The 24,984-nt window shown below is 72.9% G+C and carries 23 protein-coding genes and 1 pseudogene; 14 read left to right on the top strand and 10 right to left on the bottom strand.

The window, feature by feature from the left end:
- Positions 1–74: 74 nt before the first annotated feature.
- A complete protein-coding gene (locus tag AB0Q96_RS01460; RefSeq protein WP_365320983.1) occupies positions 75–326 on the top strand; it encodes a hypothetical protein in 252 nt (83 codons plus the stop codon).
- Here the strand turns inward: AB0Q96_RS01460 and AB0Q96_RS01455 are convergent.
- On the bottom strand, positions 296–1,714 hold the full coding sequence (locus AB0Q96_RS01455; RefSeq protein WP_365321177.1) for an NCS2 family permease: 1,419 nt from the start codon (positions 1,712–1,714) through the stop codon (positions 296–298). The genes AB0Q96_RS01460 and AB0Q96_RS01455 overlap by 31 nt on opposite strands.
- Before the next feature lie 179 nt (positions 1,715–1,893).
- On the opposite strand from AB0Q96_RS01455, the gene AB0Q96_RS01450 reads away from it, so the two are divergent.
- From AB0Q96_RS01450 to AB0Q96_RS01440, 3 genes are all read left to right on the top strand, one after another.
- A complete protein-coding gene (locus AB0Q96_RS01450; protein ID WP_365320982.1) occupies positions 1,894–2,178 on the top strand; it encodes a DUF2530 domain-containing protein in 285 nt (94 codons plus the stop codon).
- 88 nt (positions 2,179–2,266) lie between these two features.
- Positions 2,267–4,678, top strand: a complete 2,412-nt coding sequence (locus AB0Q96_RS01445) for an HAD-IC family P-type ATPase (RefSeq protein WP_365320981.1) — start codon at positions 2,267–2,269, stop codon at positions 4,676–4,678.
- Positions 4,679–4,858: 180 nt separating this feature from the next.
- A complete protein-coding gene (locus AB0Q96_RS01440; RefSeq protein ID WP_365320980.1) occupies positions 4,859–5,455 on the top strand; it encodes a hypothetical protein in 597 nt (198 codons plus the stop codon).
- Positions 5,456–5,471: 16 nt separating this feature from the next.
- On the opposite strand, the gene AB0Q96_RS01435 is transcribed toward AB0Q96_RS01440, so the two are convergent.
- The gene (locus AB0Q96_RS01435) at positions 5,472–8,690 is read right to left on the bottom strand and encodes a molecular chaperone Hsp90 (RefSeq protein ID WP_365320979.1); all 3,219 of its coding nucleotides are present in this window, start codon (positions 8,688–8,690) and stop codon (positions 5,472–5,474) included.
- 158 nt (positions 8,691–8,848) lie between these two features.
- Complete coding sequence (locus AB0Q96_RS01430; RefSeq protein WP_365320978.1) at positions 8,849–9,772, bottom strand: DUF3027 domain-containing protein; 924 nt, start codon at positions 9,770–9,772, stop codon at positions 8,849–8,851.
- A 325-nt stretch (positions 9,773–10,097) separates the two neighbouring features.
- On the opposite strand from AB0Q96_RS01430, the gene AB0Q96_RS01425 reads away from it, so the two are divergent.
- The 4 genes and pseudogenes from AB0Q96_RS01425 (at position 10,098) to AB0Q96_RS01410 (ending at position 13,894) form a co-directional block, all read left to right on the top strand.
- Positions 10,098–11,477: an MFS transporter gene (locus AB0Q96_RS01425; RefSeq protein ID WP_365320977.1), complete on the top strand. Its 1,380-nt coding sequence runs from the start codon at positions 10,098–10,100 to the stop codon at positions 11,475–11,477.
- A 202-nt stretch (positions 11,478–11,679) separates the two neighbouring features.
- A complete protein-coding gene (locus tag AB0Q96_RS01420; protein WP_365320976.1) occupies positions 11,680–12,159 on the top strand; it encodes a DUF2771 domain-containing protein in 480 nt (159 codons plus the stop codon).
- Positions 12,156–12,845, top strand: a pseudogene (locus AB0Q96_RS01415) (futalosine hydrolase); the annotation flags it as partial. The gene AB0Q96_RS01420 and the pseudogene AB0Q96_RS01415, both read left to right, overlap by 4 nt.
- Positions 12,846–13,015: 170 nt before the next feature.
- Positions 13,016–13,894 (top strand): 1,4-dihydroxy-6-naphthoate synthase, encoded by an 879-nt coding sequence (locus tag AB0Q96_RS01410; RefSeq protein ID WP_365320975.1) that lies wholly within the window; start codon positions 13,016–13,018, stop codon positions 13,892–13,894.
- 9 nt (positions 13,895–13,903) lie between these two features.
- Here AB0Q96_RS01410 and AB0Q96_RS01405 read toward each other — a convergent pair whose 3' ends face one another.
- Complete coding sequence (locus AB0Q96_RS01405; protein WP_132912020.1) at positions 13,904–14,287, bottom strand: cold-shock protein; 384 nt, start codon at positions 14,285–14,287, stop codon at positions 13,904–13,906.
- Positions 14,288–14,452: 165 nt separating this feature from the next.
- Here AB0Q96_RS01405 and AB0Q96_RS01400 point away from each other — a divergent pair, with 165 nt between their 5' ends.
- On the top strand, positions 14,453–14,740 hold the full coding sequence (locus AB0Q96_RS01400; RefSeq protein WP_365320974.1) for a hypothetical protein: 288 nt from the start codon (positions 14,453–14,455) through the stop codon (positions 14,738–14,740).
- On the opposite strand, the gene AB0Q96_RS01395 is transcribed toward AB0Q96_RS01400, so the two are convergent.
- Entirely contained in the window at positions 14,728–15,363 is a 636-nt protein-coding gene (locus AB0Q96_RS01395; protein ID WP_365320973.1) for an HAD family hydrolase, read from the bottom strand. The two genes, AB0Q96_RS01400 and AB0Q96_RS01395, sit on opposite strands and share 13 nt — an antisense overlap.
- An 87-nt stretch (positions 15,364–15,450) precedes the next feature.
- Here AB0Q96_RS01395 and AB0Q96_RS01390 point away from each other — a divergent pair, with 87 nt between their 5' ends.
- Genes AB0Q96_RS01390 through AB0Q96_RS01380 form a run of 3 tightly spaced genes read left to right on the top strand, consistent with a single transcriptional unit; the run spans position 15,451 to position 18,331 of the window.
- Positions 15,451–16,452, top strand: coding sequence for an iron chelate uptake ABC transporter family permease subunit (locus AB0Q96_RS01390; protein ID WP_365320972.1), 1,002 nt, complete (start codon positions 15,451–15,453; stop codon positions 16,450–16,452).
- Positions 16,449–17,528, top strand: coding sequence for an iron chelate uptake ABC transporter family permease subunit (locus tag AB0Q96_RS01385; protein ID WP_365320971.1), 1,080 nt, complete (start codon positions 16,449–16,451; stop codon positions 17,526–17,528). The genes AB0Q96_RS01390 and AB0Q96_RS01385 overlap by 4 nt, the downstream gene beginning before the upstream one ends.
- Complete coding sequence (locus tag AB0Q96_RS01380) at positions 17,525–18,331, top strand: ABC transporter ATP-binding protein (RefSeq protein ID WP_365320970.1); 807 nt, start codon at positions 17,525–17,527, stop codon at positions 18,329–18,331. Before AB0Q96_RS01385 ends, AB0Q96_RS01380 begins: the two co-directional genes overlap by 4 nt.
- A gap of 72 nt (positions 18,332–18,403) precedes the next feature.
- Here the strand turns inward: AB0Q96_RS01380 and AB0Q96_RS01375 are convergent, their stop codons facing one another.
- Genes AB0Q96_RS01375 through AB0Q96_RS01360 form a run of 4 tightly spaced genes read right to left on the bottom strand, consistent with a single transcriptional unit; the run spans position 18,404 to position 21,717 of the window.
- Positions 18,404–19,567 carry a cysteine desulfurase family protein gene (locus AB0Q96_RS01375; protein ID WP_365320969.1) on the bottom strand — a complete coding sequence of 388 codons (1,164 nt, stop codon included), beginning with the start codon at positions 19,565–19,567 and terminating at the stop codon, positions 18,404–18,406.
- Positions 19,564–20,508 carry a hypothetical protein gene (locus tag AB0Q96_RS01370; RefSeq protein WP_365320968.1) on the bottom strand — a complete coding sequence of 315 codons (945 nt, stop codon included), beginning with the start codon at positions 20,506–20,508 and terminating at the stop codon, positions 19,564–19,566. The genes AB0Q96_RS01375 and AB0Q96_RS01370 overlap by 4 nt, the downstream gene beginning before the upstream one ends.
- A 25-nt stretch (positions 20,509–20,533) precedes the next feature.
- Positions 20,534–21,154, bottom strand: coding sequence for a hypothetical protein (locus tag AB0Q96_RS01365; RefSeq protein ID WP_365320967.1), 621 nt, complete (start codon positions 21,152–21,154; stop codon positions 20,534–20,536).
- A gap of 5 nt (positions 21,155–21,159) precedes the next feature.
- Positions 21,160–21,717 (bottom strand): hypothetical protein, encoded by a 558-nt coding sequence (locus AB0Q96_RS01360; RefSeq protein WP_365320966.1) that lies wholly within the window; start codon positions 21,715–21,717, stop codon positions 21,160–21,162.
- A gap of 206 nt (positions 21,718–21,923) precedes the next feature.
- On the opposite strand from AB0Q96_RS01360, the gene AB0Q96_RS01355 reads away from it, so the two are divergent.
- On the top strand, positions 21,924–22,994 hold the full coding sequence (locus tag AB0Q96_RS01355; RefSeq protein ID WP_365320965.1) for a LysR family transcriptional regulator: 1,071 nt from the start codon (positions 21,924–21,926) through the stop codon (positions 22,992–22,994).
- A 15-nt stretch (positions 22,995–23,009) separates the two neighbouring features.
- On the top strand, positions 23,010–24,350 hold the full coding sequence (locus tag AB0Q96_RS01350) for an endonuclease/exonuclease/phosphatase family protein (RefSeq protein WP_365320964.1): 1,341 nt from the start codon (positions 23,010–23,012) through the stop codon (positions 24,348–24,350).
- A gap of 124 nt (positions 24,351–24,474) precedes the next feature.
- On the opposite strand, the gene AB0Q96_RS01345 is transcribed toward AB0Q96_RS01350, so the two are convergent.
- Positions 24,475–24,804: a nucleoside triphosphate pyrophosphohydrolase gene (locus AB0Q96_RS01345; RefSeq protein WP_365320963.1), complete on the bottom strand. Its 330-nt coding sequence runs from the start codon at positions 24,802–24,804 to the stop codon at positions 24,475–24,477.
- Between the last annotated feature and the right edge of the window lie 180 nt (positions 24,805–24,984).

The raw sequence follows: 24,984 nt of genomic DNA, 5'->3' as shown, positions 1-24,984 counted from the left end.
ACCGTCACCCGAACGAGTGAGAGCACTCCGGAAAGTGACGCACGGGGGCCTTCCGTGGCGCGACCCTGTCCGGCATGGAATCGACCGTGTTCAGCCTGCGCGTCGACGGAGAGCTGCTCGAACGGCTCCGCGGGCACGCCGCCAAACGCGGAATGAGCGTCCAGGACTATGTCGTCCGGACGCTCATTCGCGAGGATTTCGACGAGCGGTTCAAGACCGCCGTCGACGAGACCGAGAGGTTCTACGGGAAGGAGGCGGGGGCCGATGAGCCGGCCGCGCCAGCCGCCCCCGCGCCTCACATCAGGCCGAGTGCCGGCATCGCGTAGTAGAAGACGAAGACCGCCGACACGACGTACATGGCCACCGGGACCTCACGGCCGCGGCCGGCCGCCAGACGCAGCACGCTGAACGAGATGAAGCCGATGCCGATGCCGTTGGTGATCGAGTACGTGAACGGCATCATCACCATCGCCAAGAAGGCCGGCACGGCGATCGTGTAGTCGGTCCAGTCGATGTCCTTGATCGAACCGGCCAGGATCAGGAAGCCCACCGCCAGCAGGGCGGGGGTCGCCGCCTGCGAGGGGACCATCGTCGCCAGCGGCGTGAGGAACAGCGCGACCGAGAACAGCGCACCGGTCACCACCGAGGCCAGACCCGTGCGCGCGCCCTCGCCGACGCCCGCCGTGGACTCCACGAAGCAGGTGGTGGCGGAGGACGAGGTGGCACCGCCGGAGGCGACGGCGAGGCCGTCGACCAGCAGGACCTTGTTGATGCCGGGGAAGTTGCCGTCCTTGTCCATCAGCTTGGCCTCGTCGCCGACGCCGAGGATCGTGCCCATGGCGTCGAAGAAGCAGGACAGCAGGACCGTGAAGACGAAGAGGATTCCGGTCAGGACGCCGACCTTGGAGAAGCCGCCGAAGAGGCTGACCTGGCCGACCAGGCCGAAGTCGGGCGAGGCGACCGGGTTGCCGGGCCACTCCGGGGTGGTCAGACCCCAGGACGGGATGTCGGCGACGGCGTTGATCACCATGGCGACGATCGTCATCACGATGATCGAGATGAGGATCGCGCCCGGCACCTTGCGGATGATCAGGGCCAGGGTCAGCAGGGTGCCCAGGACGAAGACCAGCACCGGCCAGCCCATGAGGTGCCCGTTCGAGCCGAGCTGGAGCGGCACGGTGGTGTGCGCGGCGTCGGGGATCCGGGAGACGAAGCCCGAGTCGACGAGGCCGATCAGCATGATGAACAGGCCGATGCCGATCGCGATGCCCTTGCGCAGGCCGACCGGTACGGCGTTCATGACGCGCTCGCGCAGACCGGTGGCGACCAGCAGCATCACGACGAGACCGGCGAGCACGACCATGCCCATGGCGTCCGGCCAGGACATCTTGGGCGCGAGCTGGAGCGCGACGACCGTGTTGACGCCGAGACCGGCCGCCAGGGCGATCGGCACGTTGCCGATGACGCCCATCAGCAGGGTCGAGAAGGCCGCGGTCAGCACCGTGGCGGTGACCAGCTGGCCGCCGTCGAGCTGGTGGCCGTACATGTCCTTCGCGCTGCCCAGGATGATCGGGTTCAGCACGATGATGTACGCCATCGCGAAGAAGGTGGCGAGACCGCCGCGGACCTCGCGGGCGACGGTGGAGCCGCGCTCGGAGATCTTGAAGTAGCGGTCGAGACCGGAGACGGGCCCTTGGGGGGTCTCCGGGGGCATGGCCTTGGCGGGGGCCGTGGTGCTCATGGGGTTCCTCTTCGGAGGTTCAGAGAAGTCCTTTTTGGCGGTTCATACGAAGGGAACCCGCCAGAGGCAAACCGTTTCAGTATGAACACATGAACGAGCGAGCGTCCATCTCCGCGCGTAGATACGCAATCGGGCCACCTAGACTGATCTCCATGGCGAAGTGGACAGCGAAGCACGAGGCACCCGAACCCCTTGAGGGACCGGTCGTCGCCACCATCACCGGCGGCACGATCCTCTGGTTCGTCCTGTTCCTCGTCCAGGTCCCCTTCTACGGCTGGTTCGCCGACCGGGACCTCGCGTGGTGGGTGTGGACCTGCCTGGCCGGCGCCGGCCTCGGCCTGATCGGCATCTGGTACGTACGGAAGCGGGACGCGGCCATCAAGCGCCACGCGGCGGCGCAGGCGGCGGCCGGCCCGGACGCGCACCCCGCCGCGTAATCCCAGGGGACCATTCCCCTCCTCCCCCGGTCTGATCTTCGGACCTCTCGGCGGGTGTCCACCCCTTTCCCGCCGTACCGTCGAAACCATGACTCAGCGGGCGAAGATCGACACCGACGGCGGGGGCACCGGAGCGGCGGCGGGACCACCCGTCGTGCACCGCCCCACCGGCCTGACCAGCGCCGAGGTCGCCGAACGCGTCGCCCGCGGCGAGGTCAACGACGTCCCGCTGCGCAGCTCCCGCTCCACCCCCGACATCGTCCGCGCCAACGTCTTCACCCGCTTCAACGCGATCATCGGCGTGCTGTGGGTGATCATGCTCTTCGTCGCGCCGATCCAGGACAGCCTCTTCGGCTTCGTGATCATCGCCAACACCGGCATCGGCATCGTCCAGGAACTCCGCGCCAAGAAGACCCTCGACGGCCTCGCCGTCATCGGCGAGGCCAAACCGACCGTCCGCCGCGACGGCGCCGCCACCGAGATCTCCACCTCCGAGATCGTCCTCGGCGACCTCATCGAGCTCGGCCCCGGCGACAAGGTCGTCGTCGACGGCGAGGTCGCCGAGGCCGACAGCCTGGAGGTCGACGAGTCGCTGCTCACCGGCGAGGCCGACCCGGTCGTGAAGAAGCCCGGCGACCGGATGATGTCCGGCTCCTTCGTCGTCGCCGGCGGCGGCGCCTTCACCGCCACCAAGGTCGGCCGCGAGGCCTACGCCGCCCAGCTCGCCGAGGAGGCGTCCCGCTTCACCCTGGTCCACTCCGAGCTGCGCACCGGCATCTCCACGATCCTCAAGTACGTGACGTGGATGATGGTCCCCACCGCGATCGGGCTGATCATCAGCCAGCTCGTCGTCAAGAACAACGACGTCAAGGACTCCATCGCCCGCACGGTCGGCGGCATCGTCCCGATGATCCCCGAGGGTCTGGTCCTGCTCACCTCCGTCGCCTTCGCGATCGGCGTGATCCGGCTCGGCCGCAAACAGTGCCTCGTGCAGGAGCTCCCCGCCATCGAGGGCCTCGCCCGGGTCGACGTCGTCTGCCTCGACAAGACCGGCACCCTCACCGAGGGCGGCATGGACGTCACCGACCTGCGGCTCCTGGACGGCGCCGACGAGAGCTACGTGCGCAAGGTGCTCGGCGCCCTCGGCGAGTCCGACCCGCGCCCCAACGCCTCCCTCCAGGCCATCATCGACGCCTACCCGGACTCCGTGGCCTGGCGCTGCACCGAGTCGCTGCCCTTCTCCTCCGCCCGCAAGTACAGCGGCGCCGCCTTCAGCGAGGGCGACGGCGAGAACTCCACCTGGCTGCTCGGCGCCCCCGACGTGCTGCTCCGGCCCGGCGACCCGGCCCTGGGCGAGGTCGACCGGCTCAACGAGCAGGGCCTGCGGGTCCTGCTGCTGGCCCGCGCCGCCGCCGAGCTCGACTCCCCCCAGGTCGCCGAGGGCGCCCGCGCGACCGCGCTCGTCGTCCTCGAACAGCGGCTGCGGCCCGACGCCGCCGACACCCTCGCCTACTTCGCCGACCAGAGCGTCGCCACCAAGGTCATCTCCGGCGACAACGCCGTCTCCGTCGGCGCCGTCGCCGGCAAGCTGGGCCTGCCCGGCGCCGCCACCACCGTCGACGCCCGCACCCTGCCCACCGAGCCGGAGGCCATGGCGGAGGTCCTCGACGCCAACGCCGTCTTCGGCCGGGTCACCCCGCAGCAGAAGCGCGACATGGTCGCCGCCCTCCAGTCCCGCGGCCACACCGTCGCCATGACCGGCGACGGCGTCAACGACGTGCTCGCCCTCAAGGACGCCGACATCGGCGTCTCCATGGGCTCCGGCTCCGAGGCCACCCGGGCCGTCGCCCAGATCGTCCTCCTCAACAACTCCTTCTCCACGCTCCCGTCGGTGGTCGCCGAGGGCCGCCGGGTCATCGGCAACATCACCCGGGTCGCGACGCTCTTCCTCACGAAGACCGTCTACTCCGTGCTCCTCGCGGTCCTGGTGGTCTGCTTCCAGGTCGAGTACCCGTTCCTGCCCCGGCACCTCACCCTGCTGTCCACGCTGACCATCGGCATCCCCGCCTTCTTCCTGGCCCTCGCCCCGAACAAGGAGCGCGCGCAGCCGCACTTCGTGCGCCGGGTGATGCGGTACGCGATCCCCTCCGGCGTGATCGCGGGCGTCGCCACCTTCGTCACGTACCTGATCGCCCGCCACTACTACACCGGCCCCGACGCCCTCGACGCCGAGACCAGCGCGGCCACCCTCACCCTCTTCCTGGTCTCCATGTGGGTCCTGGCGATCATCGCCCGCCCCTACACGTGGTGGCGGATCGCCCTGGTCGCCACCATGGGCGGCGCCTTCCTCCTCGTCCTCGTCGTCCCCTGGCTGCAGAACTTCTTCGCCCTGAAGCTGGTCGGCGTGACGATGCCGTGGACGGCGGTCGCCATCGCGGCGGCGGCCTCGGCGGTCCTGGAGTTCACCTGGCGGTGGGTGGGGCGCAGGTTCCCGGCCTGAACCCCGTTCGCCCGGCACGACAGGCCGCGCCCCCCGTGAAAGACTGGGTACACGCGGGGTCACAGGGGGTGAGGCCCGCGGATCGGACCTCACCCGCGGCCCGCGTTCGTCCCTCAGCACACTCGCCTCGGCAGGGGCGCGCCCACCGCGCGTTCCTCGTTCCAGAGGGAGGACCCCGAGATGACCACGACGAACATCAGGCGGGGGCTCCCCCCTCGCGTCAGCACCACGATGGACCTCGGCGACGACCACGCCTTCCAGATCCTGGAGTTCCCCTCCGGAGCGCAGGCGATCGTGGAGGGCGGCCGTTCCGTCGACCAGACCCCCGCGAGCCAGGGGAAGAGCGACGCGCCGCCGGAGGCGGGCATCCAGTCCGGTGGCGAACGGACCGGCTACGACGAGCCGGCGGTGCGCACCACGGGCGAACAGCAGTGGTTCAAGGACACGTTCTGCAACGGCTCCCAGGCCTGCGTGCAGGCATGGGACTGGGCGCTCTGCTCGACGGGCTGGTCCGTCGGCAGCGGAACCGGGATCGCCGCGGTCGGTTCGGAAGGATCGCGCAACGGCAACTTCTTCGTCGACTACTGGGAGTGCATCTGTGTCGGGCCGTTCTGCATCGGCGGACACGAGTGCTTCTGGGTCGAGCAGTGGAGTGGGCTCGTCGTCCCGGGCCACTGGGTGTCGGTCGGCTTCAACCCCGGCGGCAAGTACATGCGGTGGCGGCTGGAGGGCGCGGGCGGCGACACCCAGGTGAGCGTCGCCGCCAAGTACAACTGATCAGCCGATCGACCGATCAGTCGAACCAGCGGTCCCTCGCGAGCTCCGCCGTCCGCGACGGGTCCTCCAGGAGGGCCGCCACCTCGAAGCGGCGGGGCCACTGCCCCGCCGCCCAGGCGAGGCCCGCGGCGACGCCCTCCAGGGTGGCGGCGTGGATGGCGCCGTCGGGGGTGCGGCGCCAGTCGAGTTCCGTGTCGGCGGCGCGCAGTTCCTCGTGCTCGACGTAGGTGGCGGGGGTCGCCGGGCCGAGCAGCGCGTGCACCGCCGGGGGGACCTCGTGCTCCTCGCCGACCGTCGTGACCTCGGCGTCGACCGCCTCGCTGAGCCGGCGCACCTGGAACAGCTCGGCCAGTTCGGCCGCCCGGGCCGGGGCGACCGGCAGCAGCGGCAGGCCCGCGGCCAGCGGCAGCAGGTCGGGGGCGTCGGCGACCAGCGCGTCGGCCGCGTCGACCACCACCAGGGCGCCGTCCACGACCGCGCGCAGCTCGTCGGGGAGGGTGACCTGCTCCGGGTCGAGGTCGGCCAGGGCCGTGTACAGGGCGTGGAGCTGGGCGCCCGACACCTCGCGTGACGGGTCGGCCAGGCGGGCCAGGAGCTCGGCGGCGCCGCCGGGCTCGTCCAGGAGCAGCGGGACCGAGGTCCGTACGCCCAGGGCGCGCAGGACCTGTTCGTCCTCGAAGCCGGTCGCGTCGGCCGGGTCGTACAGGCCGATCAGGAGCGGGTCCGTGCCCGCGGCGCGCAGGCCGGCGGGGCGCCGCCCGTCGAGGACGGGGTGGTCGCGCAGCCACCAGGCGGTGTACGAGCGGACGGTCTCCGTGGTGCCGTCCGGCAGCAGCACCCGCACCGGCTGGGTCAGCGCGTCCCGCAGCGGCGGGCGGGCGAGCAGGGCGAGGGCTTGCGGCCAGGCGTCGTCGTCGACCAGGTCGAGGTCGCGCACCGCGACGATCTCGGTGGCGACCGGCGGCACCGGGGTCTCGGGCAGGCGGTCCAGGACGTCCTCGCACCACACGTCGACGGCGTCCAGCAGGCCGGCGTCGTCGGGCTCGGCGAAGTCACCCTCACGGGGCTCCAGTTCGTCCGGGTCGAGGACCAGGTCGGCGGCGCGTACGAGGGTGAAGCCGGCGAGCACCCCGCAGGCGGCGAGCGGCTGCTCGCCCCAACGGTCGGCCAGCTCCTGGTCGACCAGGGCCAGTTCGCCCTCCCGCATCACGGCGGCGAAGGCCGAGCCGGGCATGACCAGCTCCCCGGCCGGGGCGGTCTCGCCGTCCTCGTCGGGCAGTGCGAGCGCCCCGAGCCACGGCTCGTCGCCGGGGGCCAGGTCCGCGTCCCGGACGAGCGCGAGGACCGTCTCGGCGAGCTCCTCCGCGTCCAGGGCGTCGGCGTCCTCGTCCCAGATCTCCCCCGCGTCCAGGGAGGCGGCGACGGCCGCCCGGACCTGCGGGGTCGTCAGCACGGCCCGGGGCGTGGCGGGGAGCGCGCCCAGCTTCTCCAGGAGCGGGTGGGCGGCCTCCGGGTGCGCCACCTTCAGGCCGAGCCGGGTCAGCTCGGCCGGGGTGCGCTCCTGCGGCAGGAGGACCTGCCGGGGGCCGATGGTGGTGCGGACCCGGGCGGGCTGCGGGGCGGCGTCGCCGAGCTCGTCCGGGTACGGGTCGGGCCGCTCCTCGGGCGCCTCCGGCGCGGCCAGCGGCACCGGGAGGCCGGTCAGCCGGTCCGGGTCGACGCCGGCCAGCGAGTCGTACAGGCGCCACCACCAGGACGGGGCCCGGTCGACGCCGGCGAGCCGGTCGACGGCCTCGGTCAGCGGCACCCGGCCGACGCCCAGCGTGCGCAGCTCGACGCGCCGCTCCAGGCCGGCCGGGAGCAGCGTCGGGAAGACCTCGGCCAGCACCTCGACCGTCTCGGCACCGGCTCCCTCCACGACCTCCGCCTCGATCGGGCGCAGCGCGGGCAGGTCCTCGGAGGCGGTGGCGGGGGCGAGGAAGGCGACCCGGGGCAGCCGGTCCAGGACGGCGGCGCGCAGCGCGCCGTCGAGGGGGCCCTTGCCGAGCGGGCCGGGCACGAGGTCGAGGGTGGCGGGGGTCACCGGCTGCCATCCGGCGAGGAGTTCGGCGTAGGCGTCGCCGGCCCGTTCCACCAGGAAGTCGGTGAGCGGTCCGGGCGCCGGGTGCCGGCGGGCGGTGTCCAGCGGGAACGAGGCGATGAGCAGGGCGGGGATGCCGAGCGGCTCGTCGGTGGGGGTGGGGGCGTGCACGACGCCGGCCGTGCGCGGGTAGCGCGGGGCGCCCTCCCCGTCCACGGGGACGGCCCAGGTGACCGACCAGTGCGGGCGCAGCCGCTCCTCGACGGGCCGGTCCTTGAGGAGGGCCGGGTCGAGGGGGCCGGCGTGACTGACGGTCCGCCACCGGTGGGTGCCGGCGGCGCGGTCGGCGGAGTCGGCGGAGTCGGTGATGTGCACGTACCCGTCGCCCTCGCTCCGTACGAGTGACCGGACACCGGCCGCCGTCTCGACGAGGACCTCGGTGAGACCGGGGAGGGCGAGCAGCAGGGCGTCGTCGATCGAGTCGAGCAGGCGTTCGGCGAGGTCGACGGCGGCGGAGTCCCGCAGCGGCAGCACGACGACGGTGTCGTAGCCGTCGGGGGCGGTGCCCTCGGCGGGCAACGGGAGCCGCAGCAGCGGTACGTGGCCGTCGCGGCGGCGCAGTTCGTCGCCGAGGCCGGGACTGTGCCGGGCGGCGTCCGCGGCGAGCTCGCGGGCCTCGGCGAGGGACCAGCGGACGCCGCCGTGCCGGCCGAGCACGGCGGGCTCGTCGGAGACCGCGAGGACGGCGGCGAATCCGACGCCGAACCGTCCCACGGACGTGGTGTCGTGCTCGGTCCGCTTCGCGGACGCGCGGAGGGTGGACAGGCTCTCCACGCCGGTGGCGTCCAGCGGGGCGCCCGTGTTGGCGGCGGCGAGGACGGCGGGGCCGTCGCTGTCCGCCGGGTGCAGCGTGAGCCGCAGCCGGCCGGTGACACCGGCGCGGCCGGCGGCGTCGGCGGCGTTCTGGGCCAGCTCGACGACGAGCCGGTCCCGGTAGCCCCCGAGGACCAGGTCCTCCTCGGCGTTGGCGTCCTCCCGGAACCTGGCGGGTCCCGCGCCCCACACGTCGAGCACGCCTCTGCGGAGCCGTGCGGTACCGAAGGGGTCGGTTCCGTCGGTCGACGTCCTGACGCTGACGCTCACGTCTGACTCCACTCTCCGTGACGGGCAACTGGCCGGGGCCCGAAGGTACCGCGCCCCGCGGCACGCTCGGCGCGGGGGCACGTCAGGGAGCGGGGGCGTGCGGGGGCACGGTCACGCCCCCCGCGGCCCGCACCGGCACCAGCCCGCACCGGCCCGCACCGACCCGTCGGTCAGGAGTGGCCCAGGTCGTCCGAGCTCGTGTCGGGCTCGGACGTGGAGCCCGAGTCCTTGGCGGGGCGGAGGGGGAAGGCGTCGGTGGCCATCGAGTCCAGGACCGGGGGGGCCGGGCGCGGGGGCTTCGGCATGACCGCCGCCTCCGAGTGGCCGCCGCAGCCGTACGACAGGGAGACGACCCGGCCGTCGGCCGGCGAGAACTCGTTGGCGCACACGCCGAACGCCTGCTTCAGCGACCCGGCCATCGGCACCAGGAAGGCGCAGGAGACGCAGGTGGCGGGCGCCGCCTGGGCCATCGGAGTCTTCGGGCCGAACGCCTCGTCCCAGCGGTCGGCCGCGACGTGCAGGCCGTACCGGGACAGGACGCGGGCGCGCCGCATCCCGAGCTCCTCGGCGACCGCCGAGATCGCGCCCCGGGACGGCGTACGGGACACGATCTCCGCGTCCTCGACGTCCAGGTGCTCGGCCAGCTCCTCGGAGACGGCCGAGTTCGGCGGCGGCGCGTCCTCGCCGGAGTAGCCGGGCTCCAGGCGCGGGTCGTCCTGCTCGGTGGGGAGCAGGTCGCCGGGGCCCATGTCGCCGGGCCGCAGCCGCTCGCTCCACGGCACCCACTCGGGCGCCAGGAGGGCGTCGGAGCCGGGCAGCAGGACGGTCTCGTCCAGCGTGACGTTCTTCGCGCGGGAGGCGCGGGTGACCGTCACGGCCCACCGCCAGCCCCGGTAACCGGGCTCCTTGCACTCGAAGAAGTGCGTGACGACCCGGTCGCCCTCGGCGATCGCCTCGACGTGCTCGCCGACGATGCCGGGGGCGGCCGCCTCCTCGGCGGCCTCGCGGGCGAGCTCTACGGCCTCGACGCAGAGGCGGTCGGGGGTACGCGTGGCTCGCGGGGTACGCGGGGTTCGCGTCGTCGCAGCACTCACAGGTCTCGCTTCTCTCCTACGCCGTCTCACGGGTGCGCCGGCCGAGGAGCGGGAGCGAAGTCCCGGGTCGTGGGCGGAGCGGACCAGAGGGCCGCATCGACGTCCACGCCCGACATGACTCGCGCGTCTCGGGCACACCTATCGCCATCCATTCTGCGGGATGCCGAAGAGGCGCGCGGCCGAGAACATCCGCCGGTGACGCGCTACGCACGCTACCCTCTCCGCCGCCCGCCGCCCACCTGCCCGTACCAAACGGCCCGCATCGCGGACGTCATCCGGGCCGCGCCACGGTTCGCGGAAGGGGCGCGTGGGGCACTATGACGGAGTGGCAGCCGCACGGTCTTCCGCACGATCCCACGATCATGCCGGGCCGCTCAGCCGAGCGGGCCGGAAGGTCGGGCGCGCCCTCCACCTGCCCTTCACCGGTACGGCCAGGGGCATCCGGCGAGCCACCCACGCCCACGGCGCGGGCGAGTCCGGCCTGGGCAAACTGATCGAGCTGCACGCCGTGAACGGCGCCGGCGACGTCATGATCACCGTCGCGCTCGCCACCACGGTCTTCTTCGCGGTGCCCACGGACGAGGCGCGCGGCCGTGTCGCGCTCTACCTGGGCATCACGATGCTGCCCTTCACTCTTCTCGCCCCCGTCATCGGCCCGCTCCTGGACCGCGTCCCGCACGGCCGGCGCGCCGCCATGGCCGGGGCGATGCTGACCCGGGCGGTGCTGGCCATCGCCATGTCCGCGGCGGTCGCCACCGGCGGGATCCAGCTCTATCCGGCGGCGCTCGGCGTGCTCGTGGCCTCGAAGGCGTACGGGGTGGTCCGCAGCGCCGTCGTGCCCCGGCTGCTGCCACCGGACTTCTCCCTCGTGAAGGCGAACTCCCGGGTGACGCTCGCCGGGCTGCTCGCCACCGGCATCGCCGCGCCGATCGGCGCCGGGCTCCAGCTGATCGGCCCGGCCTGGCCGCTGTACGGGGCGTGCGCGCTGTTCCTGCTCGGCACGTTCTGGGCGCTGCGGATGCCGCCCAAGGTCGACTCGGCGAAGGGTGAACGGCGGGCCCACCTGCTGACGCACGGCGAGAAGAGGCCGAGTCTGCGGACGGTCGGCCCGTCCGTCCTGCACGGGCTCCAGGCGAACGCCTCGCAGCGGATGCTGTCGGGTTTCCTGATCTTCTTCCTGGCGTTCCTGCTGCGCGTGCACCCGCTGTCGGGGCAGAGCGCCGCCGTCTCCCTGGGGATCGTCGGCGTGGCGGCGGGCGTCGGCAACGCGTGCGGGACGGCGATGGGCTCCCTGCTGCGGGACCGCGGACACGGGCCCGAGGTGATCATCGCCACCATGGTGTCGGCGGTCCTGGCCACCGCGATCTGCACGGCGGTCTTCTTCGGCGGCCTGATGGTCGCGGTCCTCGGCGCGGTCGCCGGCCTGACCCAGGCCCTGTCGAAGCTGTCCCTGGACGCCCTGATCCAGCGCGACGTGCCGGAACTCGTCCGCACCTCGGCCTTCGCCCGTTCGGAGACGGCGCTGCAGATGGCGTGGGTGGTGGGCGGCGGCATCGGCATCGCGCTGCCGCTGAACGGGACGCTGGGGATGGCGGTGGCCGCCGGGATCCTGGCGGTGGGGGCCGCGCTGTCCGTACGGGGCCTGCTCGCCGCCGCACGGCGGCAGAAGGGGCGGGGCGGGGCGGCGAAGGCGCGGGCGGCCTAGCCGGCGGGGCGGGCCCGTGCGGTGGGCCCGTGCGGTGGGCCCGCGAGGTGGGCCCGTGCGGTGGGCCCGCGAGGTGGGCCCGTGCGGTGGGCCCGCGAGGTGGGCCCGCGAGGTGGGACGAATCCCTACAACGGGTCGCTCCGGCGGCGGCACGCCGTACCCCCGCGTGGCGTGGGCGCGGCGGCCCGATAGCCTTCGGCCCATGACCGTTGCGTTCCTCACCCGCAAGCGCCGCCGGGCCGTCGTGGCCATCGGGGCCGTCTCCGCCGGGCTCCTCGTCCTCTCCGCCTGCGACAAGCCGACGCCGCTCGCGACCGTGACGGTCGGGACCGAGTCGGTGAACTCCGAGGCGGCCTGCTACAACGACGGCGACCCCCTCAAGGAGTCGCAGATCGCGGCCTGCCTCAACAAGAAGGCCGAGAAGTCCATCAGCGTCGAGTCCGACGACAAGATCCGGTTCGGTGTCGACCCGGAGATCGCCGAGAACGGCTGGACGATCTTCCTGGGCGGCCAGCAGGCCGAGCCGGAGCCGTACAAGAAGACGTACCGGACCATTCCGGCCAGCGCCTTCTTCTCCAGCCAGTCCGGCGAGGCGACGAACAAGACCCAGGTCACGATCGTCCAGAACACCGGCAAGACCGTGACCGGCATCTGGCACTTCGAGCTGAAGAAGAAGTCCTGATCCACCGGATCCTCATCGTGACCGCCGTGGCGGCGGAGGCCGACTCCGTCGCCGGCGGTCTCGCGTCCGCCGGTCCGGGCGAGGACAAGTCCTCGCTGCCCGGCGGCTTCACGCTGCGCCGCCACGCGCGGGCCGACGTGCTCGTCGCGGGCGTCGGTCCGGCCGCCGCGGCGGCCGCGACGGCGACGGCCCTGGCCTGTGCGCCCGCCCCGTACGCGCTCGTCGTGTCGGCCGGGATCGCCGGGGGTTTCGCCCCGCACGCCCCGCTCGGGGCGGTCGTGGTGGCGGACGCCGTCGTCGGCGCCGACCTGGGGGCACAGACCCCCGAGGGGTACCTGCCCGTCGACGCGCTCGGCTTCGGCCGTTCGGCGCACCCGGTCGCCGGGGAGCTCGTCGCGCGGATCTCCGGCGCGCTCGCGGACGGCGGGCGGCCGTGCGCCGTCGGGCCCGTCCTGACCGTCTCCACGGTCACCGGCACCGCCGAGCGGGCCGCGGAGCTGGCGGCACGTCACCCCGGGGCCGTCGCCGAGGCGATGGAGGGCTTCGGGGTCGCCGAGGCCGCCGCCGCGTACGGCCTGCCGGTCGTCGAGGTCCGGGCCGTGTCCAACGCCGTCGGCCCGCGCGACCGCGCCGCCTGGCGCATCGGGGAGGCGCTGGCCGCGCTGCGCGACGCCTTCGGCCTGCTCGACCGGGAGGTCTTCCCGGACGTGGTCGAGGCCGCCGGCACCGACACCAGGTCCAGCACCGGCACCCGCACCGGCACCGGGGCCGCCCCGGAGACAGCCGCCGGGGACGACCCCGTTCCCACCCGCGTTCCCACCCCCGTTCCCACCCCCGTGGAGTCGGAGTCCCCGTCGTGACCAAGCTGAAGATCGCCTACTCGCCCTGCCCGAACGACACCTTCGTCTTCGACGCCTGGGCGCACGGACGGGTCCCCGGCGCGCCGCGCCTGGACGTGACCTTCGCCGACATCGATCTCACCAACGGCTGGGCCGCGGACGGCGAGGCCCCGTACGACGTCCTGAAGGTGTCGTACGCGGTGCTGCCCTGGGTCCTGGACGAATACGCCCTGCTGCCCTGCGGCGGCGCCCTGGGGCGCGGCTGCGGGCCGCTGGTGCTGACCCGGGAGCCGGGGGCCGGGGGTACCTCCCAGGCCGAAGGCCCCGCGGGACTGGCCGGGAAGACGGTCGCCGTGCCGAGCGAGCGGTCGACGGCCTATCTGCTGTTCCGGCTGTGGGCGGCGGACCTCGTCCCCGGCGGGGTCGGCGAGGTCGTGGTGCTGCCGTTCCACGAGATCATGCCCGCCGTGCGCGACGGCAAGGTCGACGCGGGGCTCGTCATCCACGAGGCCCGCTTCACGTACAAGAACTACGGCCTGCACGCGCTCGCCGACCTGGGCGAGTACTGGGAGGGGACCACCGGGCTGCCCATCCCGCTGGGCGCCATCATCGCCAAGCGGTCGCTCGGCGAGGAGACCCTGCGGCTGCTCGCCGATGCGGCGCGGGCCTCGGTCCGGACGGCCTGGGACGACCCGTCCGTCTCCCGCCCGTACGTACTCGAGCACGCGCAGGAGATGGACCCGAAGGTGGCCGATCAGCACATCGGTCTCTACGTCAACGAGTTCACCGCGGACCTCGGCGAGACCGGCTACGCGGCGGTCCGCGGGCTGCTCACGCGCGCCGCGGCCGAGGGGCTCGTACCGCCCCTCGGCCCGGACGCGCTGCGTTTCCCCTAGCGGGGGGGCTCAGACGTCCAGCTGGTCGGCGACGGCCCGGAGCAGGCCGGCGATCTTCGCGCCGTGCACCTTCTCCGGGTAGCGCCCGCGCTCCAGCATCGGCGTGATGTTCTCCAGGAGCGTGGTGAGGTCCTGGACGATGGACGCCAGTTCGTCGGGCTTACGGCGCTGCGCCGCGGCGACGGACGGGGTCGGGTCGAGGACCGTCACCGAGAGAGCCTGGTCACCGCGCTGCCCGGCGACCACACCGAACTCGACGCGCTGGCCCGGCTTCAGGGCGTCGACGCCGTCCGGGAGCACCGACGAGTGCACGAAGACGTCGCCGCCGTCGTCGCGGGAGAGAAAGCCGAAGCCCTTCTCGCTGTTGAACCATTTGACCTTGCCGGTAGGCACGTCCGTCCTCGTCCTCGTACTCGATGGGGGCGCCGGGATCCCGGCTCGGAAAGAAATACGGCGAGTCACTGATCGCGGACCCGCCGGCACCAAGGCTAATGGGATCGGGCCCGGTGACAAGACGTCGCCGGACTGTTGTCCGCGCCTGGGAACTACCCTGGCCGAATGCGTAGTGAAACCCCCTCGGCCGCCGCGGCGCCCACGGACGACAGCGCGCCGGGCGACGGCCTGGTCCGCGCCGGCGCGATCGTCTTCATCGTCGGAGCGGTGGCGACGCTGGTCACGGTGGCTCCGCTGTTCCTCGGAACGGAGCCGTTCCCGACCGTCGCCTACCTCGTCTCCATGCTGATGGGCGTCGGATTCCTCGTCGCCGGCGCCGGAGTGCTCCGCTCGATCACCGTCCAGCGGCGCCGGGCCCGCGCGGTCCAGGCCGCGACGGTTCAGCCCCGGTAGCCCTCCCACCAGGTACGGAAGTCCGTCAGGTCGGCGAGGACGACGTCCGCGCCGGCCGCCTTCAGCTCCTCGGGGGCGCACGGGCCGGTCGCCACGGCGACCGAGAACGCGCCGGCGGTCGCCGCCCCGCGCACATCGCCGACGTGATCGCCGACGTACACCCCCGCGCCGTGGGCGCGCAGCGCCTCCGCCTTGCCCTCGGCGAAGAGCCCGCCGACGACGGCGTCGGGCTCGATGCCCAGGTGGGCGAAGTGCCGCTTGGCCTGCGGCTCGTTCTTGGCGGTCACCACGATGGTCCGGCCACCGGCCTCGCGAACGGCTTGAATCGCATCCATCGCGCCCGGCATCGGCACCGTCGGCTCGATCGCGTGGACGCCGTAGAACTCCCGGTAGAGGGCCGCCATCTCCGGCACCCGCTCCTGCGGGAACCAGTGCGCGAGCTCCTGCTCCAGCGGCGGTCCGAGCCGGCTGACGACCAGGTCGGCGTCGATCGGGACGCCGGTGGCGGCCGAGAACGCCTCGAACGCGGCCCTGATGCCGGGACGGGTGTCGAGCAGGGTCAGATCGAGGTCGAAGCCCACGGTCAGGGGGCTCAGGGGGCGCTGCGCACGCGTCGTCGTCATAAGGGTCATTGTGCCCGGGTGTTCGAATGCGCCGGCTGTCTAGACTTAGCCAAGCCTTACCGAACCTCGTCCCTCTGATGGGTGTACATGACCGGCCCACGTACCCGGCGCGCCGTCGCGACCAGCGCGGCCGTCGCCGCCCTGCTGCTCGCGATCCTGCTGAGCCTCGCGGTCGGCGCCCGCGCCATCCCCCCGTCCACCGTCGTCGACGCGCTGCTGCACGGCGCCACCAGCCCCGACGCCGAGGTCGTCCGGCAGCTGCGGGTGCCCCGCACCCTGATCGGCCTCATGGTCGGCGCCGCGCTCGCCCTCGCCGGGACCGCCCTCCAGGGCATCACCCGCAACCCGATCGCCGACCCCGGCATCCTCGGCATCAGCCAGGGCGCCTCCGTCGGCGTCGTCCTCGCCATCGCCTTCGCCGGCGTGCACTCGCTCACCGGATACGTGTGGTTCGCCTTCGCGGGCGCCGCCCTCGCCTCCGTCGCCGTGTACGCCGTCGCCTCCCGGGGGCGCGGCGGCGCGACCCCGGTGAAACTCGCGCTCGGCGGGGCCGCGATCAACGCGCTGCTGCTCTCCGTGACGACCGGCGTCCTCACCACGAAGGCGTCCGCCCTCGACGAGTTCCGGTTCTGGCAGATCGGCTCGCTCGACGGCCGGGACGCCCAGATCGTCGCCCAGATCTGGCCCTTCCTGCTGCTCGGCGCCGTCCTCGTGGTCTCCGTCGCCCGCGGTCTGGACGCCCTCGCGCTCGGCGAGGACGTCGCCAAGGGGCTCGGGCAGCGGGTCGCGACCGTGCGGATCGTCGGCGGGCTCGGCGCGACCGTGCTGACCGGCGCCGCCGTCGCCGCCGCCGGGCCGATCGCCTTCGTCGGCCTCGCCGTCCCGCACATCGCCCGCGCGGTCGTCGGCAGCGACCACCGCTGGGTGCTGCCGATGGCGGCGCTCATCGGACCGGTGATGCTGCTGGTCTCGGACGTCCTGGGCCGGATCCTCTTCCCGCCGGGCGAGGTCCCGGCGGGCGTGATGACGGCCCTGATCGGCGTGCCGTTCCTGGTGACCCTGGTCCGGCGCAAGGCGGTGCCCGCGTGAGCACCCTCTCCCGACCGGCCGGCCGCCCCGGCTCCGTCCGCCCCGCCGGGTACGGACTCGTACGCGCCGGGCGCGCGTCCTTCCTGGTGCACCGGCGCTCCGCGCTCGTCGCCGGCGGGCTCCTCGTCCTCCTGGCCGCCGTCTGCGTCGCGTACCTCTGCGTCGGCGAACGCTTCGTCGCGCCCTCCGAGGTCCTGCGGATCCTCACCGGGGAGCGCACGCCCGCCGCGTTCGTCGTCGAGGACCTGCGGCTGCCCCGGCTCGCCACCGGCCTCATGGTCGGCGCCGCGTTCGGGGTCGCGGGCGCCCTCATCCAGACCGTCGCCCGCAACCCGCTCGCCAGCCCCGACATCATCGGCATCAGCCAGGGCGCGGGCGCCGTGACCGTGGCGGCGATGACCTTCGGGCTCGCCTCGTACACCGTCCTGCCGTACCTCTCGATCGCCGGCGGGGTGCTGGCCGCCGCGCTCGTGTACGTCTTCGCCTGGCGCGGCGGACTGCACGCCACCCGCTTCGTGCTCATCGGCATCGGCTTCGCCATCGCGCTGCGCTCGCTGACCACCCTGTTCATGACCAAGGGCGACTACCTGGTCGCCCAGCAGGCGCAGATCTGGATGACCGGCTCGCTCAACGGGCGCGGCTGGGACGAGTCGCTGCCGCTGCGCGTGACCCTGCTCGTGATGCTGCCGGCCGTGCTGTGGGCGGCCCGCGCCCAGCGGACGGTCGCGCTCGACGACGACACGGCGACCGCGCTCGGGGTGCGGCTCGGCCGGGTCCGGCTCGGGCTCGTGGCGGTCGGCGTCATCCTGGCGTCGGTCGCGACGGGCGTCGCCGGACCGGTCGACTTCGTGGCGCTGCTCGCCCCGCAGATCGCCCGCCGGACCACCCGTACGGCGCAGATCCCGCTCCTGGGCTCGGCGCTCATGGGCGCACTGGTCGTCGTCGCCGCCGACCTGCTGGGCCGGCGGCTCTTCTCCCCCGTCGAACTGCCGGTGGGCGTCCTCACGGCGGCGGTCGGCGCCCCGTACCTGATCTGGCTGATCATGCGCAGCCGTGGAATAGGAGGCAGATCGTGAGCAGGCTGGCCGCGCGGGAGCTGACCCTCGCGTACGAGGAGCGGACCGTCGTCCACGAGCTGGACCTGGCGATCCCGGACGGCCGGGTCACCGTCATCGTCGGCCCCAACGCGTGCGGCAAGTCCACGACGCTGCGGGCGCTCGGACGGCTCCTCAAGCCGAAGGGCGGGGCCGTCCTGCTCGACGGCGAGGAGCTCGCGAGGATCCCCACCAAGCGGATCGCCCAGTCCATCGGCCTGCTCCCGCAGACCCCCGTCGCCCCCGAGGCGATCACCGTCGGCGACCTCGTCGCACGCGGCCGGCAGCCGCACCAGGCGTGGTGGAAGCAGTGGTCCGAGGAGGACGAGCGGGCCGTCGTCGACGCGATGGAACGCACCGACGTCGCCTCCCTCGCCCAGCGCTCGGTGGACGAGCTGTCCGGCGGGCAGCGCCAGCGCGTGTGGATCGCGATGGCCCTCGCCCAGGAGACCGACCTGCTCCTCCTCGACGAGCCCACCACCTACCTCGACATCGCCCACCAGGTCGAGGTCCTCGACCTGGTCCGACGCCTCAACCAGGTCCGCGGACGCACGGTCGTCCTCGTCCTGCACGACCTGAACCAGGCCGCCCGGTACGCCGACCACCTGGTCGCGATGAAGGCGGGCCGCGTGGTCGCCGAGGGCACCCCGGGCGAGGTCGTCACCGCCGAGCTCGTACGAGAGGTCTTCGGCCTGGACTCGGTGGTGGTCCCGGACCCGGTGACGGGCTCACCGCTGGTGGTGCCGGGGGCGCCTTGGGGGGCGACGGTGACGGAGAGCGCCTAGCTCCGACGGGCTCCGTTCTCCAGCGGGTCTGGAGATGGGCGCCTGCGCGGGCGGTCTGGGTCGGGCGGCGGGTCAGGCCGCGTCGGCGATCGCCGGCACCAGGGTGTGTGCGGTGCGGGTGATGAGGTCGGCGGCCCGGTCGATGTCGGTGTCGGTGGTGGTGCGGTCGAGGCTGAGCCGGAGGGTCGCGCGGGCCTGGTCGCGGGTGAGGCCGATCGCGGTGAGGACGTGGGAGGGCTCTCCGCTTCCGGTGTTGCAGGCCGAGCCGGTGGAGGCGGCGATGCCGGGGAGGCGGTCGAGGAGGTCGGCGGCCTCGATGCCGGGGAGGGTGAGGCTGAGGTTCCCGGGCAGCCGTCGGTGCGGGTGCCCGTTGACGGTGGCGCCGGGGATCGCGGACAGAAGGCGGTCCTGGAGCTGGTCGCGCAGGGCCCTGGTGCGGGTCGGGGGCGGGACGGCGTCGGTGGCGATGAGGTGGGCGGCGCTGCCGAAGCCGACGATGGCGGGGACGTTGGGGGTGCCGGCCCGCAGTCCGCGTTCTTGTCCGCCGCCGGTCTGCTGGGCGGTGATGCGGGTGCCGCCGCGGATGTAGAGGGCGCCGATGCCCTTGGGGCCGTGGAGTTTGTGGGCGGACAAAGACGCGAGGTCGACGCCGAGTTCGGTGACGTCGAGGAGCCCGTAGCCGGCGCTCTGGGCGGCATCGGTGTGCAGGACGATGCCGCGCGGGGCAGTGATCTCGGCGATGGCCGCGAGCCGTTGCAGGGTGCCGATCTCGTTGTTGGCGTGCATGACCGAGACGAGCACCGTGTGCGGGGTGAGGGCGGCGGCGATGTCGGCGGGGTGGACGCGGCCGTGCCGGTCGACGCCGACGCGGGTGAGGGTGAAGTCGTGGTGGTCGACCAGTCGCCGGCAGGCGGCGAGGACGGCCTTGTGCTCGATCGCGGTGGTGACGATGTGCCCGCCGCGCGGGCGGGCGGCAAGGGCGGCGCCGACGATCGCGAGGTGGTTGGCCTCGGTGGCGCCGGAGGTGAAGACGATCTCCAGCTCGTTCTTCGCGCCGACCAGGTCGGAGACCTGGCGGCGGGCGGTGCGAACGGCCTTGGCGGCGGTGCGTCCGAAGGTGTGCGGGCTGGAGGGGTTGCCGTACTCACGGGTGAGGAACGGCAGCATCGCCTCCAGGACGCGCCCGTCCAGCGGGGTGGTGGCCTGGTGGTCGAGGTAGATCGGTTCGGTGCTCATGCGGCCCGCTCCTGCTGTCGGGCGGCGGCCGGTGCCGTCGCGGCGTACTTGTGTTCGCCGTCGACCAGGTCCCAGTAGACGGTGCGGGGCTCGGCGAGGACGGAGAACGCGGTGGCCAGGCAGTGCCAGTTCCGGTTCGGCTGGGACCTCGCGAGGACGAAGGCGTCGGCGAAGAGCCGGTGGGCGCGCTCGGCCAGGGCCTCGCGGGTGGACTGCGGGGCGAACAGGTGCAGGTGGCCGCGCTGTCGCAGCCAGGTCTCGGCGTGCTCGGCGCCGGCCTCGCCGTCGAGGTGGCCGCCGTCGGTGAGGGTCTGGGCGGCGAGCCGCTCCAGGCGGCGGGTGCGGCGGGCGTCCTCGCCGCCGGGGCACTGGTCCCCGGTGATCTTCCACTCGTGCCAGCGGGGCGGCTGGTAGTGGTCGAAGTCGATGTCGTCGAGGTGGGCGGTGACCTGCGGCGGGATCTGCCCGCGGGTCAGGTCCGCGACGTCGTAGCCGGGCCCGAGGGCCTCCAGGGTCAGCGACCCGGGGCGGCCGGGGCCGGGCCGGTCCATGCGGACCAGGACGGTGAGTCGGTTGGTGAAGCGGTTGGTGGGCTCGGCGAGGATCACCGCCCGTCCGTCCGCCAGCAGAGCGGCTGCCCTCGGCCCGATCTCCTCGAGTCCGAAGGTGTTGCCGCCTCGGTAGTACCGCTTCTTCTCCACCCCGCCGTCCGAGCGGATCATCAGCGTCTGGGTGCCGGTGGCGGCGGCCAGGACGTGGGCGGCGGTGCGAACGGCGGCCGCGCTGTGGCCGGGCGGGATGACGCAGGCGTTGAGCACGGGCAGTTTCAGCGAGTGCAGCAGGGCCATGGTCTGCCACTTCGGCCAGCGCCGGTCCTTGGCCGCCGCCGCCAGCTCGGCGGCGGTCAGCGCATGGAGCGGGCAGGGCAGGGGTTTCGCCATCGCTCCGTCCCCTTCCTCTCCTTGCTCAGGCGGCGTCCGCGAGGCGCAGGTCGGCGGTCAGCTCGGCGAAGGTGCGCCGGCGGTTCTCGGCGAAGGGGTGATCTCGCCAGTCGTAGGAGTCGCCGATGCCGAGCTGGTCCGCGCTGACGCGGCGTACGAACTGCCGGGCGAAGCCCGCCGAGGGCCAGTAGTAGTGCTCGCCGGGCCGCGGGGAGAGGTAGAGGTAGGAGCCGTCCGCAGCCGCGGGGAGGCCGGTCATGGAGGTGAGCCGCAGGCCCGGCCCGCCGACCTTCTCGTAGGCGGCGGTGATCTCGTCCGGGTCGGGGACGGGGATCAGGTGCAGGTGGCAATGGCTGCAGCAGGAGGCGCCCGGTTCACAGTCACGCGGCCCGTGTTCGGCCAGGATCACCGGCCCGTAGCGGGCCTGGATGAGCGCGCGCATACCCTCGGTCTCCTCGGCGACGCGCTGGAGGTCGGCGGGGGTGACGTCGGCGGCGGCGTCCAGGTGCTCAAGCGGCATGAACAGGCAGTAGCCCGGGGTGAGGGCGCCGATGGTCGGCAGCAGCACCCAGCCGCCGTCGGTCTCGGTGATGATCCGGGGCGTGCTCTCGGGTGCGGCGAACTCGGTGCAGAACTGGCAGTCCATCACGGTCACCTCGGATTCGGGTCGGTGGGGAACTCGTCGGCGTATCGGCTCTTCAGGTCGGCCTCACGGCCGTAGAAGGGGTGGGGTGCCCTGTCGTCGGGCCGGGGGCCGTCCAGGGCGAAGACGAGCAGGCGTCCCAGCGGCATGCCGTGGTGCAGCCGCAGGACGGCGGGGCCGACGTTGACCAGCTCCAGCGTCAGGTGCCCGTTCCAGCCGGGCAGCACGAACGGGCTGGTGACGTGGACGGCCAGGCCGACGCGGGCCAGGTGGCTCAGCCCGCCGATCATGCCCATCAGTCCGGCGCCGAGCCGCAGGGGCTGTTCGACCGAGCCCAGCAACATCTCGCCGGGCATCATCTCGTAGCTCGTCCAGTCGGTGACCGGCTCGCCGTAGAGGTCGTCGATGCTCGCCTGGTCGGCCAGGTCGATGACCTGCGCGCTCGGCGCGGTCAGCGGCTGCAGCGGCGAGCCGAGCGTCAACAGGAGTCCGTCTCCGCGGAGTTGGCCGGGCCATTCCAGAGCGTTCTGTTTGATCAGCCGGTTGATCGACTCGACTGAGAGCATGGCTCACCCCCGGATTCAGGCAGCGCTGTGATCCTCGCCTTTCGGATCGAAGGCGGCTGCTGAAATGTTCCCCGGGATACTCCGCGTTTTCTATATGTCCGGTTGGACATTTAAAGGTTTTCTCGGGGTGAAATGCGGAGAAGTTCAGTTCTGCTGGCCGTGCGGACAGTGCAAGCTGGATGAAGCCGCGTCAGGGAGGGGACGTCATGGTGCCGTCATTGCCGTCCGGGCCGTTGAAGGTGCCGGGTCCGGAGGGTTTCCGCGCCGATCTGATCTCGTGTTCCCCCGCCCTTCTGGACCTGACCTGGGACCAGTTGAGGACGCTGATCGTCGTGCGGGAGGCGGGGACCGCACTGGCCGCGGCGAAGGTCCTCGGGCGTGAGCAGTCCAGCGTTCAGAAGCAGTTGGACATCCTCAATCGCAACTTCCAGTCCCTGACCGGCGAGTTGCTGGTGGTCAAACAGGGGCGGGGCCGGGACTTCCTGTTCACCCCGACCGGGCTGGAGGTCGTCGAGCGAGGACGGGCGACCTTCGCCGACTGGCTGCAGGGCATTGCCGACTCCCGCCGCCGGCTCGGCTCGACGCTGACGGTGGGGACCACCGAGTTCACCCTCGGCTTTCTGGGGCGGGTGTGGGAGCGGGTGGCCCCGCAGCTGCTGGAGCGGGAGATCGAGCTGAAGGTCGTGCATGTGCGGACCCGCGACTTCTGGAAGCGCCTGGACTCCAACCAGGTCGACCTGCTGTGCGGCGGACTCGCTGCCGACGCCGCCGCCGACCGGGTCGCCCCCGAGTACGACTTCCTCGAGTGGCATCGCGAGGGCCTGGTCCTGCTGACGAACCTGCCGGTGCGCGAACTCGCCGCCCGGACCGTCGGGATCGACCGGCTGCGGAGCCTGCCGCTGGTCATCCCCTCACACGGGGTGATCACCGACTTCGTCGAGCGCTGGTACGGCCCGGACTTCCGCTCGCAGTTGCAGATCGCCGCCGAGATCGACGACATCTATTACGGACTCGCCCTGCTGCGGTCCCGCATGACCTATGGGTGCATGCTGTGTGCCCGCTCCCTCGGCGAGGCCGCCGTCGACGGACGCCTGCCCACCAGCGAGGAGTTCCGGCTCATCGACTTCGCCGACGACTTCGACCCCATGCTCCAGCTGGTCTCCGGCGTCTTCGCCCGCAAGGGCGAACGCGAGACGTACGACGCCTCTCACCCGCTGAACATCCTGTGGGAGGCCTTCCGCGACGAGGCCGCCTCCGGCAGGCCCCTGCCCCTGTGACCCTGGAGGACCCTCGTGCTGCTGGCCTCGGTCAACCTCAACAAGCGACTCGGCGCCTCCGGCGCCCGCGCGAACCTCGCCGCCTGGCTCCGCGAGCACGGCGTGAAGATCGTGCTCGCCCAGGAGCCGTTCAAGCCCGCCGAGCGGACGCCACCGACACTGGGCGGCTACGTCTTCGCCGGCGGGGACGGGCATCTGGCCGCCTGGATCAGCGAGGACCTGGCCCCGCCGGCCGTGACCTGTCCGGCCCCGTGGGTCCAGCGGGTCGAGCTGGAATGGCTTGCCGTCCTCCAAGTGCATCTCGATGCCTATGCCGGTGCCTCCCGGGCCGCCCAGCTGGCCGGACTCGCCGCAATGGCGACCGCCGAGCAGGGGCGCCCCCTGCTGGTCTGCGGGGACTTCAACCTCGCCCCCCGCCCCGAGGACGGCCTGTTCGGCGAGGAGACCAGCACCCTCACCACCGAGGCCGAACGACGCGCTCTGCAGCAGCTGACGCAGGCCGCGAACCTGGACGACACCACCGCCGGGAAGGTGCCCGTCTTCACCTTCGAGCGGGTCTTCAACGGCCGGCCCAGCCGCTTCCGCTGCGATCTCGCCCTGCTCAGCGGCCATCTGACGGGGACCACCACCGTCACCGTGGACTCCTCGGTGCGAAGCGGCCCGGCCGCGTTCACCGACCACTCCGCGCTGCTGATCGATCTGCCCCTGTCCCTACAGGCGGCCGAGCCGGACGACGTGCTCTTCGCGCTGAGCGACCTGACCGGCGGCAGGCCGGCCGCCGACCCGGCCCGGCGGGAGTATCAGCCCCATAGGACTGCGATGAGCCGCCAGGCGCCCTCCCCGGCCTCCCGGGCGGTGACCGGGCACCTGACCGGCCCGCTCGGCATCAAGAGCGTCCTGGACCACGGCTGCGGCCGCGGCGCCGACGTCGCCCACTACCGCTCGGTGAACCTGGCCGCCGAGGGCTTCGACCCGCACGAGGACTTCGGCTGGCCCCGCCCCGAACACAGCGGCTTCGACCTGGTCACCTCGATGTTCGTCCTCAACGTGCTGCCAGACCCCTGGCAGCGGATCCAGGCCCTCAAGGACGCGGCGTCCTTCGCGCGCCCCGGCGGGCATCTCGTGGTCGTCACCCGCTCACCGGAAGAGATCACCAAGGCCGCCGCGGACGGCAGCTGGAGCGTCCATCACGACGGGTTCTGGTCCAGCCGGTCCAAGGGAACCTTCCAGCGCGGCATCGCCCCCGGCGAGATCACCGCGCTGGCCCGCCAGGCCGGGCTCCTGCCCGCCGACGCAGCCCCGGTGCTGCCGCTGCCGGGGGTCTGCCATGTGGTCCTGACCAAACCGGCGGCCTAAGAACGTACGGGCGAACGTCCCCGGCCGTCCGCGACGTGGTGCACGAGGTTGCGCACCCATCCAACGTCCCCGGTCGCGTACGACGTGGTGCACGAAACCGTGTACCGGCCTCTCGCCGAAGCGGTCAGCGATTGCCGGTCCAGACGATGCGCTCCGCGAAGCCGCCGCGCTCACTCGCCTTGGCCTCGCGGATCTTCTCCAGCTGGGCGGTGTCGATCCCCAGGTCCGCGGCGAGCGCGTGCACGACCTCCAGGACGTCCGCGAGTTCCTCCGGCGCCTTCTCGTCGTCGGCCTCCAGAACCTCGGCGGCCTCCTCGCAGAGCTTGTCCCGCAGCCGGTCGCGGTACTCCCGCGGCCCCGCGGTGTACGTGACCGGCTCGGCCCCGTCCTCGCGGATGATCTGCGGAATCCGGTCCCGCACCAATTTGCCGGACTTGTTGCCGTAGTGGTCCACCGGTTGTTCTCCCGCGCCCCATCACCGCGAAGCGGCCCTGACGGCCACCCCTTCATGCCGAGGCAGCCTAGGCAGAACGCCTCACCGCTCGCCAGGCGAACCGCCATTCCCACCCGTTCGGGTCCACAAGGGGCGTCCCGAGCCGCAATCGCTCCAACGGGCCAGCACCGGCTGCGGAGG

It is taken from the genome of Streptomyces sp. NPDC093111, assembly GCF_040683955.1.
GTDB lineage: Bacteria > Actinomycetota > Actinomycetes > Streptomycetales > Streptomycetaceae > Streptomyces.
Note: the sequence above shows the minus strand (reverse complement) of the source record. Positions and strands in the feature narration are given on the sequence as shown.

Bases quoted from the DNA above. Each gene is read 5' to 3' on its own strand.
- AB0Q96_RS01460 (WP_365320983.1), top strand. From the start codon at position 75: ATGGAATCGACCGTGTTCAGCCTGCGCGTCGACGGAGAGCTGCTCGAA.
- AB0Q96_RS01455 (WP_365321177.1), bottom strand. From the start codon at position 1,714: ATGCCCCCGGAGACCCCCCAAGGGCCCGTCTCCGGTCTCGACCGCTAC.
- AB0Q96_RS01450 (WP_365320982.1), top strand. From the start codon at position 1,894: ATGGCGAAGTGGACAGCGAAGCACGAGGCACCCGAACCCCTTGAGGGA.
- AB0Q96_RS01445 (WP_365320981.1), top strand. From the start codon at position 2,267: ATGACTCAGCGGGCGAAGATCGACACCGACGGCGGGGGCACCGGAGCG.
- AB0Q96_RS01440 (WP_365320980.1), top strand. From the start codon at position 4,859: ATGACCACGACGAACATCAGGCGGGGGCTCCCCCCTCGCGTCAGCACC.
- AB0Q96_RS01420 (WP_365320976.1), top strand. From the start codon at position 11,680: ATGACCGTTGCGTTCCTCACCCGCAAGCGCCGCCGGGCCGTCGTGGCC.
- AB0Q96_RS01400 (WP_365320974.1), top strand. From the start codon at position 14,453: ATGCGTAGTGAAACCCCCTCGGCCGCCGCGGCGCCCACGGACGACAGC.
- AB0Q96_RS01395 (WP_365320973.1), bottom strand. From the start codon at position 15,363: ATGACGACGACGCGTGCGCAGCGCCCCCTGAGCCCCCTGACCGTGGGC.
- AB0Q96_RS01390 (WP_365320972.1), top strand. From the start codon at position 15,451: ATGACCGGCCCACGTACCCGGCGCGCCGTCGCGACCAGCGCGGCCGTC.
- AB0Q96_RS01375 (WP_365320969.1), bottom strand. From the start codon at position 19,567: ATGAGCACCGAACCGATCTACCTCGACCACCAGGCCACCACCCCGCTG.
- AB0Q96_RS01370 (WP_365320968.1), bottom strand. From the start codon at position 20,508: ATGGCGAAACCCCTGCCCTGCCCGCTCCATGCGCTGACCGCCGCCGAG.
- AB0Q96_RS01365 (WP_365320967.1), bottom strand. From the start codon at position 21,154: ATGGACTGCCAGTTCTGCACCGAGTTCGCCGCACCCGAGAGCACGCCC.
- AB0Q96_RS01360 (WP_365320966.1), bottom strand. From the start codon at position 21,717: ATGCTCTCAGTCGAGTCGATCAACCGGCTGATCAAACAGAACGCTCTG.
- AB0Q96_RS01355 (WP_365320965.1), top strand. From the start codon at position 21,924: ATGGTGCCGTCATTGCCGTCCGGGCCGTTGAAGGTGCCGGGTCCGGAG.